18 protein-coding genes are annotated in these 16,711 nt (G+C 40.7%); 3 read left to right on the forward strand and 15 right to left on the reverse strand.

Going from position 1 to position 16,711, the window contains the following annotated elements:
* Positions 1-422: 422 nt before the first annotated feature.
* From ABN702_RS11145 to ABN702_RS11180, 8 genes are all read right to left on the reverse strand, one after another.
* Positions 423-1,777, reverse strand: a protein-coding gene (locus tag ABN702_RS11145; protein WP_417899332.1) for an IS3 family transposase whose coding sequence is annotated in 2 segments (ribosomal slippage) — positions 423-1,309 and positions 1,309-1,777 — 1,356 coding nt in all. Because the reading frame shifts where the segments join, the coding sequence is not laid out codon by codon here.
* A 234-nt stretch (positions 1,778-2,011) separates the two neighbouring features.
* Complete coding sequence (locus ABN702_RS11150) at positions 2,012-3,520, reverse strand: MDR family MFS transporter (protein ID WP_417900710.1); 1,509 nt, start codon at positions 3,518-3,520, stop codon at positions 2,012-2,014.
* Positions 3,521-3,656: 136 nt separating this feature from the next.
* Complete coding sequence (gene cbpB, locus ABN702_RS11155; RefSeq protein ID WP_417900711.1) at positions 3,657-4,103, reverse strand: cyclic-di-AMP-binding protein CbpB; 447 nt, start codon at positions 4,101-4,103, stop codon at positions 3,657-3,659.
* Between the two features lie 169 nt (positions 4,104-4,272).
* Positions 4,273-4,443: an antirepressor AbbA gene (abbA, locus tag ABN702_RS11160; RefSeq protein WP_417900712.1), complete on the reverse strand. Its 171-nt coding sequence runs from the start codon at positions 4,441-4,443 to the stop codon at positions 4,273-4,275.
* Positions 4,444-4,471: 28 nt separating this feature from the next.
* Positions 4,472-4,990, reverse strand: a complete 519-nt coding sequence (locus ABN702_RS11165) for a ribonuclease H-like YkuK family protein (RefSeq protein ID WP_417900713.1) — start codon at positions 4,988-4,990, stop codon at positions 4,472-4,474.
* Between the two features lie 149 nt (positions 4,991-5,139).
* Positions 5,140-5,283 (reverse strand): hypothetical protein, encoded by a 144-nt coding sequence (locus ABN702_RS11170; protein WP_417900714.1) that lies wholly within the window; start codon positions 5,281-5,283, stop codon positions 5,140-5,142.
* An 11-nt stretch (positions 5,284-5,294) separates the two neighbouring features.
* Positions 5,295-5,684, reverse strand: a complete 390-nt coding sequence (locus tag ABN702_RS11175; RefSeq protein WP_417900715.1) for a YueI family protein — start codon at positions 5,682-5,684, stop codon at positions 5,295-5,297.
* A 62-nt stretch (positions 5,685-5,746) separates the two neighbouring features.
* Positions 5,747-5,986, reverse strand: a complete 240-nt coding sequence (locus ABN702_RS11180) for a YkuJ family protein (protein WP_204418601.1) — start codon at positions 5,984-5,986, stop codon at positions 5,747-5,749.
* Between the two features lie 195 nt (positions 5,987-6,181).
* On the opposite strand from ABN702_RS11180, the gene ABN702_RS11185 reads away from it, so the two are divergent.
* Positions 6,182-6,418: a glutaredoxin domain-containing protein gene (locus tag ABN702_RS11185; protein WP_417900716.1), complete on the forward strand. Its 237-nt coding sequence runs from the start codon at positions 6,182-6,184 to the stop codon at positions 6,416-6,418.
* 242 nt (positions 6,419-6,660) lie between these two features.
* Here ABN702_RS11185 and ABN702_RS11190 read toward each other — a convergent pair whose 3' ends face one another.
* The 5 genes from ABN702_RS11190 to fadH form a co-directional block, all read right to left on the reverse strand.
* The gene (locus ABN702_RS11190; protein WP_417900717.1) at positions 6,661-7,413 is read right to left on the reverse strand and encodes a DUF3993 domain-containing protein; all 753 of its coding nucleotides are present in this window, start codon (positions 7,411-7,413) and stop codon (positions 6,661-6,663) included.
* Between the two features lie 476 nt (positions 7,414-7,889).
* Positions 7,890-8,126, reverse strand: coding sequence for a hypothetical protein (locus ABN702_RS11195; protein ID WP_417900718.1), 237 nt, complete (start codon positions 8,124-8,126; stop codon positions 7,890-7,892).
* 65 nt (positions 8,127-8,191) lie between these two features.
* The gene (locus ABN702_RS11200; protein WP_417900719.1) at positions 8,192-9,409 is read right to left on the reverse strand and encodes an EAL-associated domain-containing protein; all 1,218 of its coding nucleotides are present in this window, start codon (positions 9,407-9,409) and stop codon (positions 8,192-8,194) included.
* A 116-nt stretch (positions 9,410-9,525) separates the two neighbouring features.
* Positions 9,526-10,095 (reverse strand): LysM peptidoglycan-binding domain-containing protein, encoded by a 570-nt coding sequence (locus tag ABN702_RS11205; RefSeq protein ID WP_417900720.1) that lies wholly within the window; start codon positions 10,093-10,095, stop codon positions 9,526-9,528.
* An 88-nt stretch (positions 10,096-10,183) separates the two neighbouring features.
* Positions 10,184-10,954 carry a 2,4-dienoyl-CoA reductase gene (gene fadH, locus ABN702_RS11210; protein WP_386636555.1) on the reverse strand — a complete coding sequence of 257 codons (771 nt, stop codon included), beginning with the start codon at positions 10,952-10,954 and terminating at the stop codon, positions 10,184-10,186.
* A 222-nt stretch (positions 10,955-11,176) separates the two neighbouring features.
* On the opposite strand from fadH, the gene ABN702_RS11215 reads away from it, so the two are divergent.
* Positions 11,177-12,040, forward strand: coding sequence for a metallophosphoesterase (locus tag ABN702_RS11215; protein WP_417900721.1), 864 nt, complete (start codon positions 11,177-11,179; stop codon positions 12,038-12,040).
* A 327-nt stretch (positions 12,041-12,367) separates the two neighbouring features.
* Here the strand turns inward: ABN702_RS11215 and ABN702_RS11220 are convergent, their stop codons facing one another.
* Positions 12,368-14,473: an RNA degradosome polyphosphate kinase gene (locus tag ABN702_RS11220; RefSeq protein ID WP_417900722.1), complete on the reverse strand. Its 2,106-nt coding sequence runs from the start codon at positions 14,471-14,473 to the stop codon at positions 12,368-12,370.
* Between the two features lie 57 nt (positions 14,474-14,530).
* Complete coding sequence (locus ABN702_RS11225) at positions 14,531-16,045, reverse strand: exopolyphosphatase (RefSeq protein WP_417900723.1); 1,515 nt, start codon at positions 16,043-16,045, stop codon at positions 14,531-14,533.
* Positions 16,046-16,145: 100 nt separating this feature from the next.
* On the opposite strand from ABN702_RS11225, the gene ABN702_RS11230 reads away from it, so the two are divergent.
* On the forward strand, positions 16,146-16,643 hold the full coding sequence (locus tag ABN702_RS11230; RefSeq protein WP_417900724.1) for a L,D-transpeptidase family protein: 498 nt from the start codon (positions 16,146-16,148) through the stop codon (positions 16,641-16,643).
* Positions 16,644-16,711 lie beyond the last annotated feature (68 nt).

The following is a 16,711-nucleotide window of genomic DNA, read 5'->3' on the forward strand; positions in this document are numbered from 1 at the left end:
AGATTGTTGCTTTAAGAATAGGGCTGGGCTAAAGATAAGATTTCAACATTAAACACCCTGTTGGTCTCCGTTCCAGGCGCTCGCTTTCCGCGGGCGGCCTCGGGAGCCTCCTCGGCGCTTTTGCGCCTGCGGGGTCTCCCTTGACACGCTGCTCCCGCAGGAGTCTCACGCCTTGCACTCCAACCAACAGGGGCGACTCATAATAGAAAAATGCCTTACTAAAGGTACAAAAATTGCGTTTTATCTCAATTTTTCATTTCAACAGCGAATTTATTTTGTTATAAGGATCTTTCTTATAGCAAATAATGTTTAACCCGTGAGTTGGTTGTAGCGGAGGACACTTGACTCCTGCGGGAGAGAAGAGGGCATGGGAGACCCCACAGGCGAAGTGTACTGACCCCTTAAAACTGGACACTTGTTTTCTAAGCTGCTTGCTCAAAACTAGCTCGATAAGCTACTGGACTTTTACGTTTTAATCTTGATTTAATTCTCAGGTGGTTGTAGTAATGGATGTACTCTTCGAGCTCCTCCTTAAAATGGTCGATGCTATCAAATTCTTGTAAGTACAATAATTCGGATTTCATGATTCCGAAGAAGTTCTCCATTACTGCGTTGTCATAACAGTTTCCTTTTCTAGACATACTCTGAGTAATGTTATTTTCCTTTAAAGTCCTTTGGTATTTAGGCATTCTGTAATGCCAACCCTGGTCAGAATGAAGTAAGAGATCATCACCTTCACTTATGCGTTCTAAGCCTTGGGTTAACATCGTTTCTACTAGATCAAACGTCGGTCTCGATTGAAGTGTATACGTAATAATTTCGCCGTTAAACAAGTCCAGTATTGGGGAAAGATATAATTTTTGCCCGAACAACTTAAACTCTGTGACGTCGGTAACCCATTTTTGATTCGGTCTATCGGCCTTAAAATTGCGGTTTAAGATATTTGGCGCAGCTTTTCCCACTTCGCCTGTATAGGACTTATACTTCTTTATCCGAACGATGCATTGAAGTCCTAGGTCTCTCATAATACGATACACTTTCTTTTTATTAATTTTGTGGCCTTTTTCCTGTAGAACATCTGTGATACGACGATATCCAAAACGGCCTTTATGTTTACGGTAAATGAATTGAATCCGTCTTTTCCACTTGCGATCAGGGTCGGCTTGTTCCCATGTTTGAACAAGGAAGTAGTAGGTACTTCTAGACATCTTAGCTACCTTCACCAATTGATTAACAGGAAATGCATGCCTTAGTTCATATATTACTTTCGCTTTGATTTCTTTGGTGACTTTTCTTCCTGAACTAAGGCTCTCAGCTTTTTTAGATACGCATTCTCCATACGAAGGTATTCTAATTCTTTTTTCAACTCGTCCACAGATGGATTGGTAGCTTTTTCTTCATTAGTTTTATTGTTTTTGGAAGTCATAGTAGATGGCCTCTTTTCTTTTGGATTAAAGGCGGCATCTCCACATGTCTCCCATTTAATTTTCCACCTACGAACCATACAAGGGTCTGGGATATGGAAAATCGCCGATGCCTCTCGAACGGAATAATTCGATTCCTTTATAAATTGAATTACCCTCAGTTTAAAGGCTGGAGAATATTTTGTATAGGGAAAGGAGAATGCTTGGTCACCATGATGTTTGAACAACATCACCCAGTAACGGAGAACGGAGTGATCTACTCCAACCTCCTTAGCCAACTCTCGATAACTTACTAAATTATTCATATAACGTTGTACGGCTTGATGTTTTACTTCTCGGGTAAATTTACTCAACTGAAGTACACCTCCTATTGTTAGATGTATGTCCAACAAAAGGGGTGCACTTCTAAGCCGAGGAGGCTCCCATCCGTCCCCGCGGAAAGCAAGTGTCCGGAGCGGAAATCAACGGGTTACATTTAATGTGTACATTTTATCTAACTAGCAACAATAAATGCGAAAACAACCTTTTAATATTACAGAAATAAATGGCTCCCGAACGTCCATTCCGGACATCGGAGGCATTTTATTCTATTCTTTTTTAGGCAGTAGAAGGATAAGCAGAAAACTGATAACTGCAAACGCCGCTACCACTATATATACAGTCTGAAATGCCGAAGTCAGTCCATCCTGCAAGAGCGTCCTCATCGATTCCGACAGCTGATTTCTTTGCTCCTCATTTAATAAAAGCGTAGTGGAATCAAGAGAAAACTCACCGCTCATCCCGTTCTCCTTCAAATGTCCCTGTATCCGGGAGTTTAGAATCCCTCCGAGCAGAGCCGCTCCAATGGTACTCCCCAGTGTTCTCATAAACATATTCGAAGCGGTTGCAACGCCACGCTTCTGCCACGGAACATTGCTTTGGATAGATACGATAAAGGAAGTAGTTGAAAAACCCATTCCCACCCCTATCATAAAGGAGCCGAATGCCGCCCATAATGGACCATCGTCCGGACTTAGGGTCATAAAAATGATGCTTCCTAGAATCAGGGCCACTCCTCCAATGATCGAGGTTGTCCTAAACCCGATTTTCAAGAGTACCCTCCCTGCAATCATCGCTGCGATCGGCCAGCCGATTGACATTGTCGTCAAGGTAAATCCCGCAACGATGGGAGGCCTCTCCATGACGCCTTGAACAAATGCAGGCAGGAAACTCGATATCCCAATCAGCATCACCCCTGTTGTAAGGGATGTAGAATTCGCAATTAAAATGGAACGTTCCTTCCAGATATCAAACGGCATCATCGGATCGACTGCACGGTTTTCTTGGATGATGAAAAGAACAAAGGTGATGACAAAAATGGAGATTAAAAATAAGATGGGTGCGGAAGTCCATTCATAGCGAACGCCCCCTTCCACCAAGACATACATCAAACTCGAAACCGAAACGAAAAGTAGGCCTGCACCTGCATAATCAATGGAATGTTTTTTCTTCTCTATACCTTCATGCAAGTAGAGCAAAAGGCCAATGATTGCAAGGATTCCAAGAGGTACATTCACCCAGAATACAAAGCGCCAGCTTACGTATTGCACCAACAATCCCCCGATAGCCGGTCCTAAAATGGCTGAAATACCCCATACACTCGATAAGTATCCCTGTATCTTTGCCCGTTCCTCTTTTGTATACATATCTCCTACTATTGTAGAGGCTATCGGCATGACTGCACCTGCCCCGAACCCCTGGATAAATCGGAACAAGATCAGCATTTCGATGGATCCTGCCATGCCGCATAGAATGGAGCCAATCAGAAATACGACAATTCCAAAAATCAAAATCGGTTTTCTTCCAAAGAGATCTGAAAGCTTCCCGTAGATCAACACCGTAACGGCATTCATCAGCAAATAGGATGAAAATACCCAACTATACAATGAAAAACCGCCTAAGTCAGCTGCAATGGCCGGCATCGCTGTAGAAACGATTGTAGCCTCCACAGCTGCCATGAACATGGCCAGCATGATTGCCGCCAGCACAAATGGGCGCTTCGTCTTTTTTTCTCGGGCCAACCCGATCGCTTCTCTTTCCCTTTCCGCAGTTACCATACACTACCCTACTCTCTAACTAAATGAAATTTGTTTTTTCTTCGAAACTATTTCGTGCCTCTATGTAAATTGTAGCGTTCATTCTTTATTATGCAACCATTTACACACAATTAAAAAAAGACCCTTTCAGGTCTTTTCAGCTTTTGTTTTGCTTTTGAATTTGAGTATTTAATCTTTCCAGTATACTTCTTCGTGTAAGAATCCCTTCAAACACGTGTTCATCGTTTTCAATGCAAACAAAGGGATGATCGACAAGAAGTTCCAAGCCATTCTCTACACTGTCGTTCACATTTAATCTTGGGATTATTTTATTCATCACATCTTCCACAACCATTTCTTCCAGCCTTTCGAATTCAATACGTTCCAAGCCGAGGATGGAATCCATAATTTGTGTTGTGCTGATTAGACCGTGTAATTGATATTTCGGATCCAGAACGGGTACAGCTGTATAGCCGGTTTTGGTTAGCACCAGCAATGCATGTTCCAAATTATTACGCACCTGCACATGTGCCACACGTTCTGCAGGAATTATCAATTCAGGTAATGTTGTTCCTAATAATTCACCTTTTTGGAGGCTGATCATGAATGTTCTTCCTCTCTATATTTACTCTCAAAAACAGTATATGACGATTTTCATAATTGACCATTATCATTGTAGCATAAATTTTAATGGGACTCGACTATTATATAACAAGAACCTCCTCTTTTCATTCGACAGAAAAAGCTGCCAATTCGGCAGCTTTTATTCATCCCTATGAAACTTTATCATAAATTTCAATCAACTTTTTATAGGTGGAGCTCACAAGCTTCTTTTCTCCCATCTCCATATCATTGATTACACTCGCGACAAGTTCTTTAGCAAAATTTGTTGAGATCAACAATTCTATCAGTAATTCCTTTTCCTCTTCGTTAAAATGAACCATCCATTCCTCATCCCCTATTCTCCGATGACTATTTCGTGTATCGATTAGCATAGCAAAATGCAGCATATGCGTCCGGTTTAATCTTTGCATCAAATCCCATCGCAACAATTCTTCCTGTCATTTCCTGAATGAAATCCTTTGTTGCTCCCCTTTTACCGATATCCAAATGAATTTCAAAACGGAAATCGGCACCTTGCTCCAAATGTGGGATGATCAGATCCTGGATTGCCGCTAATCGTTCATTAGAAAATAGCATCGCAACTTCCTGGCTTAGAGCAGTTTCAAGTGATATTTTCTCGTGCAAGCTTCGAATTGCCCTAGAAGCAATATAAGGCCTGACACATCCCCAGGCTCCTTTTCCCACCCGATGTAAATGAATAGCCGTCATAAATTTTGTTTCTGTTCGATGCACATGCGAATCTGTCCCAATGGACAATAAGTAGGAGGCTTTTACATCTTTCTGGATAAAAGAAAGTATCTGTATATAAGCTTGTTCAAAAGTAAGGTAGCCGTGGGTGATATTATAAAACTTACTGGGGTTATCCATTAAGCCACTTCCTTTTTTGTACTTTCCTACTTACATATATGATGAAAAGACAGAAAAAATTAATGTTTTTCACTCCATTGACAGTCTGAATACCAAGAGAACAGCTTTTAGAACAAAAAAAAACCAAGCTCCTTTAAATAGGGGCCTGGTCAACCTTTGCTTGTATGGATTTGGCGCTTCGTATAAGTGCAGTGAGGACATTTAAAGATTACATTTTGATTAGATTGTGCAGTCAATACCTTATCCAGCGCTTCTTCTTTGTTGCACTTTGGACAATGAACCAATGGCATCATTCGTACCACTCCTAACGTAAATGTTTCTTAAACTCTCCGTTTTCCACGAAAATCTCATCCTTGTCTATGGCATGGGGATTCGCCAGCACCAGACCGATATTAGTGGAGGAAGCCTTATCATCCACTATCGTAAATGGGATGTTATGCTGATTGGCCATTTTCGTATATTTGGTCATGTGCGCATAATTGATGTCGCCATCCAAATAAAGACGGGAACCAGGATATCTCTTCATCAGGTCACCAAGCGGCACATAGACTTTCGCTTGCATCACTTGCCCATTGGTAAGTGCCAGAATAACGCGTTCCCTTAACTGGGATAAGTACTCTCTTCTCTCACCCGGGTTTATTTCAGGAGTTCCTTTTAAACCATTGTCAATATAATCATCTATATTTTTACCCATGATACTCTCCCTTTTGTTTTGGCTAACCTAACAAAAAATACGCATCACGCGAGTTTGCGCCATTAATGGATCAGATCGAAAATTTCTATTGCGATCATATCGATATTATCGAATTGATACGTTTGTGGACTTTCACCTTTAATAAACACTTCAAGCTCATATGTATTCGTTTTATCAAAAAACTTTACGCTGCATACCTTTTCTCCATTTACTTCAAAGAAACGCTGAGCCGGCTCATTTCCAGCCTCGGAAGTTTCTTTTAAGTCATTCAATCTCTTTACAATCCCTACTAATAGTGACATGTCACAACTCTCCTTCTATTCCTTCTACCTATATCATTCACCTACATCGCCTTGAACATTCGTTTTTGCAAGTAAAATAAAGTAGAAATTTTTTTATATTCATGCTACATTTTTATTTCCCTCTTATTGTAGTCTAAAACTATCTTAAAGAGTGAAAAAAGATGTGAATTTTTTTCTAACGAGGAGTGTAAATAAATGAAAGTTACCGTGTATACACAGCCAGACTGCCCACCTTGCCAAGTGGTTAAGCAGTTTCTACAACATCATGGCATCCCTTTCGAACCTATCGACATTTCAGAAGACCCGCGTGCAAAGGAATACTTAGTCTATGACCTTCAGTCCTTTTCCACTCCAACTGTAACAGTGGATGAGCATGTTGTAAAAGGATTTGATTTACAAACCTTGCAGAAGCTCCTGCATATAAAAGAGTAACCAAACAAGCAAGAGAATACATCATACCATTAAAATCCTTAAGAATAAAAGCATTTTATTAAAATTATTTATGCCTCTAAATATTGTGTTCTCTTTGACTCCCTGTTGATTTCCGTTTCAGGCGGCAGCGATCGCAGGGCGGTGCTTGAGCCTCCTCGAGGAAAGCGCAGCCTAGTTCGGAAATCATCAGCGGTGTTTAAAAGTGCAAAAAAAAGAGCTGGATACTCAGCTCTTTTTAGGCTTTATCTTGTAACGAGCATTTTCGGTTCGGCATCTGGAAGGACATAATGGGAAGCAAACATTGGCAGGAAATGATAGAACGCAAACGTCGGGTTCTGTGTACCTGGCAAGAAAGCAAAGCTTGTAAATGGTCGGGTCAGTTGGTAGAACGAAAATGTTTTTTCCTTATCTTTCTGCTGATCATTCACCATATTTGTAGCCTCTTTATTCTTCTCGTCGTTCGTCGTACTTTCCATTGTTCTTGCATCACTATCCTCTTTTAGAAAACCGGGTTGTCCCTTTTCATAACCATAACTGACAACTTGAAGCCCCTGCTCATTCTTTTCCAATTCCACATATTCATAATGATCAGGATACAGGTTAGCCTCAGATTCATCGACATCAAAGAACTCGTAGGCAAACAGCGTTCCGGTATCTTCATCCTGTTTGATCTTGGTATTCCCATCATAAGTGAAGAATGGAATGTAAAAGTGCGGTACGTCTGTTCCATAAGTGATATACCCTTGCTCCTCTTTAAAAAGATGCGCATCCAAAAACTGTTCTTGATAATCACGTGAAAAATATGGATCCAATGCGTTCTGGATTTCTGTCATATCCCTATGCTTTTCTCCAAGTGAAAACTGTGCCTCTTGAGCTTCCTGTAAAAAAGAGAAAATTTCTTCTTTCTGAGTCGGAGCTTCCGCTGCCACATATGATACTCCAATTAGTAGTATGAAGATAACTGCAACTGATAATCTGATATATGCTTTGAGCAAATGATTCTCCTCCTATTGTTATGTCCTCTCATTCTACCAAGTTTATCCTATATAATGGGCGGTAACCGTTCGCAAAATTCCTTGTCTATTTGACAAAATATTCGATATACTAATTTTTTACCCTCCAAGCACACATACAAACAATTTCCCTTAAGAAATTATTCAAAAAATAAAAAAGAGGTCTTTTCTCCTAGTAACGTCATTGAAGGCCGCTGTTGATTTCCGCAATAGGCGCAGCGACCCAAGGGGCGTTCGTGGAGCCTCCTCGGCTTCACCTGTGGGGTCTCCACTTAACGCCGCTTCCTGCAGGACAAGGAAGGCTGCGGAAGCGATACATCGCACGAAGAAAATGCTCGCATTTTCGAGGAGTCTTCGCCTATTGCTCCAATCAACAGCTAGATTCTTAAAGATCAGCACTTGTCTGTAACAAACCTTGAAAATACAAAAAAACTGACCAAATATCTCGTCAGTTTTCTTTATGATGCCAGTGCCATATACGCAATAAAGATTAATGCTAATGAAAGTGCAATAATATAGGCCAAAAACACTGGGTTTCTCAGTACATAATGGTCCTGCACCTTCTCACTTATCGCAGAATCCATTTCAGAGGTCTGACTGGAATTAGAACGTCTGCCTACCCTATAAGCATATATACCTCCAATTCCAACTACTAAAATGCCCAGTATAAATAACATCAAATCAAAAGATCCCATTACTCTCACCTCTCGAGCTTTGTTACTCTTAAGGTTTACTTCCGGACTGTTTCTATACCTTCCTTTTATAAAAAGTCCTGATTTTCATATAGATATTCATATGCCAGATCTATATAGATGAACTGTCCGTTATTTATTGGATAGGAGAAGGTACGAACGGTCTCGCCTGTTTCAATATCGCTGTACACATCTGATAATAGTCCTTTCTTCTCTACCCTCATCTTCATTACATATTCCAAAAAATATGGACGCCAGCTCCAGTTTTTTTGTTTATATTCAGGTTGAAGCTCCCATTTGCCTTGTTTCTTTATAAGGTTGGAAGATAACTGAAAACCATTTTCATCACAGACGTACATTCTGAAACTAATTTCGGAAAAGTCTTTGGTAATCGCATGCAGCCAATCATCCAGCTCCTCGGTCTTTTTGTTCCTGCCCACTAACTGCTGAATTTTATTTTGGAGCATTTCGGTTAGTTGTTGGATGGCTTCAAGCTTTCTCTTTTCATAGCGGATAAAATGCTGGAATTTATCAATCAGGACTGTTTTAGCGTAATCTTCCTGGATAAACGCGGGACCTGGTTTATGTAAATAATATCCCTGGTAGTACCTACCGCCATGCCGCCAAGCATATTGAAGTTGATAGGAGGCTTCCATATTTTCATACAGCAGTGTTGCACCAATTTTCCGGGACAATACAGCAAGCGAAAAAAGCACATCCTGATGCGCACTTAACTCATGGCTTTGACGAAGTACTTTCAGGTCCACTTTTAAAATATTGGGGGATAGCCTTCCGATTCGATCAAGGTCAGAACCTGATTCCCCTATGTTTGAGACGGCAATTTGTATGCCAAAGGTTTTGTAATAGTTGACAAGATGCTGAAGATGCTCCACATCTCCATCATAGGTATGTTCATCAATTTCCAGGACAATATTTTCAAGATTCAACCCTTTTGGCACATAGGAAAGCAATAGTTCTAACAATGATTCCCCCTGATCCTCCAAAAGCACACTTGCATTCTGATTGATGAAAAGTAGAAAGGATTTTTTTCCGGAAGTATAATCAGTCAAGGCTTGATGGATGATTTTCTTTTCCACTTCCAGAAAGTATTCGTCCGGGACATTTTTATCATGGAAAAAAGGGCCTAGACTAAGAACATTCTTTTCATCAATTTGTATTCTTCCCAGCACCTCATATCCCACAACCTCCTGCTGGTCTGCACTGAATATGGCTTGATAATAGGGAATGACCCTTTCTATGTTTGTCATTATATCTAGTGGATCCATACCCTTCTCCCCTTTTGCCTTTATTTTCGAAAATTATATCATGTTTCAGTAAGAAAAAAACAAAAAAGCTGCAGGTTCTCAGCAGCTTTTCATATAGATCGTTAAATGAATGGATATTATTCGCCCCTCGGTATTTTCAATTCCATTCCAGGACACAAGCAATCTGTCTGCAGTTTATTCATCGAACGGATCGCCGATGAGGATGTATCAAAGCGCTCTGCAACTTTTTGAAGACTGTCAGATGCCACAACAGTATGCCTATAGACTGGGACTTTAAGTTCCATACCCACAAAGAGTGTATCACTGGATAGGTTGTTTTCCTTCCTCAACAGTGCCTCTTCCGTATGCAGAAGCTGACATATATCCTTCAACGTATCGTCCGGCATAACTTTGTAGAACCCATATTCCAAAGTTTCCGATTCTGGAACAGCATGGTTTTGTTTTTCCTTCACTACGGCAATCAAAAAGTTCTGGAATTTGACCCGGTAGCTATTCACTTTCGTTTGAGGAGGAAGGAATTGTTTGGAGTATTGTCTTGCTAGGACCAGCAGACTCCCCTTTTTTTCCGCTCCGCTTTTTTGCTCGGCAAATTCCACTGCAAATTCATAAAAAGCCTCGGACGGATTAATAAATAGAGTCAATTGCTTATTTTCCTCGTCCCATTCATGTTTATAAAACAAACTCACCAATATCCCTCCCGGATCCTTACTAATTACTCTTAGTATGTATCCAAATGGAAGAGATATGATTCATCGGCATACTATTACGGTCAAATTAAAATGGGAATGGTTGAAGCCATTGTCCTCCATCCATCGTGACACATTCCCCATTGATGTATGCCGCTTTATCTGAGCTTAGAAAATAAGCGAGTTCCGCAATTTCTTCCGGAGTTCCAAATCGTTTAAGTGGTACACTTTCAGCTACTTTCCTTGCTTCTTCCTCCGATTGCATCAACTTATCTGCTCCGCCTGTCCGTTCAATGGGACCAGGGGCTATGGCATTCACCCTTATGCCATATTTGGTACCCCATTCTACAGCCAATGTCCGCGTCAAGGACAGGACACCAGCCTTTGCAGCCGCAGAATGCACAACGCCCGCTCCAGCATTCCATGCATATGTGGCAACCATGTTAATCATGCTTCCTTGATGTTTTCTTTCCATCCAATACTTACCTACTGCAGAGCTGCAATAAAATGTACCATTCAATACAATATCAATGACCGACTTCCATCCATTAACGGACAGCTTTTCTGCAGGACAAATGAAATTGCCTGCTGCATTGTTTACAAGTACATCGATGCGTCCGAATGCCTCATCTGTCATTTTCACCATACGCTCCACATGCTCAGGTTCCCTAACGTCCATTTGAACAGTTATTACTCCACCAATTCCTTGAGCTTCAATTTCTTCCTTCGCAGAAGCCAGCCTGTCCAAATCTCTGCCTGTAATCGCTACATTGTACCCTTCTTTTGCAAATTTGATTGCCATATATTTTCCCATGCCACTTGATCCACCTGTAATGATTGCCACTTTTTTCTCTTCCATTTTTACTCCCCCTAATAGCTTTTTCTCTATTCTATCTTAATTATCAAAATACTCAAAATGTTTTATTGTTATTTTTCCATAAATAAACACATAAAAAATAGAATAATAGACCAAGGAACTGTGTGAAAGATGATGGTATAATGAAAACTAATGCGTCGCCGCCCAATCATGCAGGTGCACATTTAGAAATTCAAAACTCTTTAAGTTAGGTTGATTTTTCTTATGAATAAAATGACAAGAAGACTTTTTTTGAAGCGAATGCTCACCATACCTTTTATCGCGTTCATTTCGAGCGGAATCGGTTATTGGTATGCTAGATATATAGAACCAAAACAGATTAAATTAGAATCTCACATTATATCCCATAAAAAAATCCCAAAAGGCTTCTCTGGAATGAAAGTGGTACAGTTTTCCGATACACATGTAGGACATTATTTCGAAAAGAAAGACTTGGAGCGGGTAGTAAAAAAGATAAATGAAGAATTACCGGATGTGGTTCTTTTCACTGGTGATTTAATGGATGATCCATTAAATTTCCCCCAAGCTGATCACCTGATTTCTATTTTGCACAAAATCAAAGCACCACACGGCAAGTTTTCCATTTACGGAAATCATGATCATGGAGGTTATGGAACGGAAATCTATGAGGAAATAATGGTTGCTTCAGGCTTCACTGTATTAAAAAACGAAAATACCTCCATTGAATTAATTGATAATAGCCGCATCTACATTGCAGGTGTGGATGACCTGATGCTGGGGAGACCTGATTTCCGTTCGACCTTGCACGGCATTCCCGAAGACGCCTATTCTATTCTGCTTGCCCATGAACCGGATGCTGCAAAGGAGATTGCCGAAGAATTCCATGCTTCCTTGCAGTTATCGGGGCATTCCCATGGCGGTCAGGTCCAGCTTCCATTTATCGGGCCTTTGATTACGCCACCGCTTGGAACAAAATACTATGAGGGCTTTTACCAAATGAATGATCTGACACTTTATGTAAATCGTGGACTTGGGACAACGAGGCAGCCTTATCGTTTTCTTGCCCCTCCTGAAATTACCGTTTTCACCCTTGAAACGTCCGAATAATAAATGGGCATTGACATAGGAGTGATGACAAGCGCACAACCTCTTTATTTTCCATACAATATAACGACTAAATAAGGAGGCGTATGTCCATATGTATAGAAACTATCCTTACGGAAATAGACTAATAGGTGGGTTTGGGTTCCCGTTCTTTCCATTTTTGGGCGGACTGGCATTAGGTTCCCTGCTAACCCCGAGACCATATTACCCACCTTATCCCCCTTATCCCCCTTATCCCCCTTATCCTTACCCATGCTGCCGTTAGTGTGAAGGATATATGAAGCTCTAAAAAGCCGTCGCTATCTTGCGACGGCTTTTTTATTCTCCTACTTATTCTTCATCCTCTTTTACATGATAAGCAAAAGCAAAGAGAGTCAATTGGCAGTTAATTCGATGGTCATTATCGGTATTGACATAATGATAGACACCGTTTTCGTCCTGTTCCCGTGCTTTCACATTGTCTGAAAGTTCCAGTGCAAGCGCACTTTTAATCCGTTTTTTTAAGGGGCTCGCAAATACAGGGAAGAGTATCTCCACCCTTTTTTCCATATTTCGGGTCATCATATCAGCCGAAGACAAATAAATCTTTTCTTCCCCGTTATGATAAAAATAATATATTCTGCTATGTTCGAGGAATCTGCCAACGATGCTTCGAACACTGATATTTTCACTTACCTTTTTCAGACCGGGACGCAAACAGCATATCCCTCTGACAATGAGCTCAATCTTCACACCTGCTATTGATGCTTCATAAAGTTTCATGATCAGTGATTTATCTGTCAATGAATTCATTTTCGCAATGATTTTTCCATTTCCGCTTTGAATATGATATTGAATTTCCTGTTCTATCAACTGAATAAATGTTTCCCTTATATCCATTGGCGCAACGGATAAATGATGAAACTCCGGCTTTTCGGTATATCCGCTTAAATAGTTGAAAAAGTTGGTGGCGTCAATTCCAATTTTCTGGTTGGCTGTCAAAAGTCCGATATCGGTATAGATCTTTGCTGTGGCATCATTGTAGTTTCCTGTTCCTAAATGAACAAATCGTTCTATTCTATTATTTTTTCGTCGCACCACCAACGTGATCTTACTGTGAGTCTTCAGGTGTGTTATCCCGTAAATAACATGACAGCCTGCCTTCTCCAATTTTTTTGCCCACTGTACGTTATTCTCTTCATCAAACCTGGCTTTCAATTCCACCAGGACGGTGACTTGTTTTCCATTCTCCGCGGATCGTTTCAAGGCTTCTATTACAGGGGAGTCCCCGCTGACTCGATACAGAGTCTGCTTGATTGCAAGAACATCGGGATCAACGGCAGCATCCCTGACAAAGTCCAGGACGGGCTCAAAGGATTCGTAGGGATGATGCAGTAATACATCCTCTTCCAATAGCTTATCAAAAATATCTTCCTGAAATCCTAATTGTTTGGATGGCTGTGGAATGAGTGTCTCAAATGTCAAATGCTCCTTTATTTGTGATAGCTTCTTGTACAGGGAAAAAAGGTAGGTTGGATCCAGTGGACCATCCAGCTCATAAATATCCTTGCTATGAACCTCCAATTCTTTCATTAAATAATCTAAAATCGAAGGGTCCATCTGCCTGGAGCGAACCTCCAGCCGGACAGCAGCCCCCCATTTCCGTTTTTTCAGCTCTTTTTCAATTTCCTTCAATAGATCACGGGATCCTTCTTCATGAATTGTCATATCTGCATTTCTAGTAATCCTGAATTGTGTGACTGCGATAACATCAAAGCCTTTGAATAATTTGTGGATATATGAAGTGATGACATCTTCCAGCATGATAAAGCTGATCTTATTGCCGTTTTCGGGGAGTTGGATAAAACGCTCCAGTACAGAAGGAACCTGTACAATAGCCCGTTTTATCTTGTGTTCTTCCTGTTCTTCGTCATCCTCCAAAGTTATTGCTAAATTGATAGATTTATTGAGAAGCATGGGAAAAGGTCGGTACGCATCTACTGCAAGAGGAGTAAGTACTGGGAAGATCTGTTCATCGAAATAGTCTTCCAGATACTTTTTTTGAAGAGGATTTAAGCTTTCCATATGACAAAAATGCACATTTTCTTTGGCCAATTCATCGTTTAATTGCAGCAGGGTTCGATATAGCAATTGAACAAGCAGGTGGGCTTCCTGCGAGATCCTGCTAAGTTGCTCTTTCGGGGTCAGGCCAGCTTTATTTTCCGGCTTATTGTAGCCTGCCTTCACTTGGTCCTTTATACCTGCCACCCTGACCATAAAGAATTCATCAAGATTAGAACTGAATATACCTAGGAATTTAAACCTTTCCAATAATGGGTTGGTCAAGTCCAAAGCCTCTTCAAGCACGCGTTTATTGAAAGCGAGCCAACTAAGCTCCCTATTGTTGTAATAAAGAGGATTATTCAATTCTATTTTTTGTATTTCCGTTGAGTCCATATGGGAACACCCTTTGTCGTTTTTTCTTTCTTCAACGTGACAAGAATTAACATGTTCCTAGTAAAATCTCAGATGTATTGGATACTTAATAAGCTTCTCCAAATGTTTCTTTTGCCTTTCCGCCTGGTATTCTTCCGCATCTGCGGGCCTGCTGCTTTGGATATGGAATAAAAGCCCCTTCTCTTCAAGTGTCACTTCCACCTTTTCCACCACATTTCGTTTGGTGGCGTTCAAGCTATAGCAAAACTTCAGCATGGCCCCATATAATCGAAGTGCCCTCAATTCATCCTCAGTGAACCAATTTCTGAACGGATTGGCATACTGCTTGAAGACAGTCTTATTTTTGAAGGAAGCCATCAGCGCTAACTTGAGACGCTCCTTATGCATAAGGCCATCTATCGTACGGTTTGCCAGCAAATAGAACGTATGCTGACTGCTTGATTCCGCATCAATGTATTCACCCAAGTGAAAAACGTTGGCAGCTCTTTTCAGCTCCTTTCGTTCATGCACGTTCACAGATAACACTTTCAATCTATTTAATTCATCAACGATGCAAATCAAAATTCCTGTTACATGTTTCACATTCTCCATATTCATCTCGAAGTCTTTGGCCAATTCATCAATACTGTCTGTCAGAACATTGGTACCTTTGGTTGCAGGGTTTTTCATGCCCTCAAAAAAAATACCTTCCCTCAGCCCCTTACGGCTAAGAACAAATGAACTCGCTTTCGTGATGGATACCAGTTCATCAAACACCATCAAGGCCGGAAGCATCAACTCAGCCCTGTCCTTGGATAGCCCCTCCAGCTTTTGCAGTTTATCAAAAGAAAGAGAGTTGATATACAAACCTAACAGTTGGATGTCTTCGGGCGGCATTTCATATAAATGAAGGCCAGCCAACGGGTAATTTTTCATAGCCTGATCTATTTGAACCATATTTCTAGCGCTTCCACCGATACCTATAATTGGAAGCTTTTTTTCTCGAAGCCATGGCAGTAATTGGAACTGGGAATTGATGAAAAGCTTCATTTCTTCCTTTTCATTTTGGGAAGGCAATTCACTATTAACAAATTGCTTTTTTAAGGAGAGCGCACCAAATGGGAAGCTATGGTATTCGACAAGTTCTTTGTCTTTGAAATAGGTGATTTCCGTACTTCCTCCTCCAATATCGATAGTAATTCCTTCTGTAAAAGGGGTAGTATTCACTACTGCCAAATAGCCGTAATATGCCTCTTCATATTCTGATAATATCCTCATGGAATAACCTGTTTCTTTTTGTACCAATTCCTGTATCACTTCTCTGTTGGCAGCTTGCCTGATGGTTGCCGTAGCAACACATTTCACTTCCGTCAACCGATGAAAATCGGTAATAGCACGAAAACTTGATAAGGTTGTTATTAATTTATGCACGCCATTTTCTGTTAAATACTCGTCATGATTTAAAAAGTTTCTCAGCCTTGCAACAGACTTAACATTTTCAATCTCTTTAAGACGTCCGCTTTTATCCCTTTTATAAATAACAAGACGCATTGTATTTGATCCAATATCAATAATTCCGTATTTATCTTTCATCGGACAACATCCTTTTTTAATGTGGCTGTAATATGTAGGAATAGTTAGAAATATTATACCTTTGACAGGAGCTTTTCAACCTTATCTGGAGGTGATCTAAATGGCGATTCATATTGTAAGGCCAGGAGAAATCTTAACTTCCATAGCCATGGATTACCGCAGGACAGTACCACAGCTTTTGGCGGTGAACACAATTGCCAATCCCAATATAATATTAGTAGGTCAACAGATTGTAATTCCAGGGTTGCCTCCTAAAGAAAGTATTCCATTTTCAATCGAAGTCTCTGTGTCCAGTCGCACTTTGACACTCAAGGAAAACGGAACTGTAAGAAAGATCTACCCGATTGCTGTTGGCAGGATGCTGTTTCATACACCTGTCGGGGATTTTGTAATTGTGAACAGACAACCGAATCCGGGAGGACCATATGGCACCATGTGGCTCACGTTGTCCAAAAGAAGCTATGGTATACATGGTACGAACGACCCGAGCTCCATCGGAAAAGCCGTTTCCAAAGGGTGCATCCGTATGCAGAACACCGCAGTCAATGAATTAGCATCCATTGTTCCAAACGGAACGGCAGTTTTTATTCGTCCATAAGCATCCTCTTCCCACCATTATCGTCCAAATGCACTAGCCGCGTTTCCAATTTTTGATTATAATGGTAA

Origin of the sequence: Bacillus haimaensis (genome assembly GCF_048270625.1) — a bacterium.
GTDB classification, from domain to species: domain Bacteria; phylum Bacillota; class Bacilli; order Bacillales; family Bacillaceae_I; genus Sutcliffiella_A; species Sutcliffiella_A haimaensis.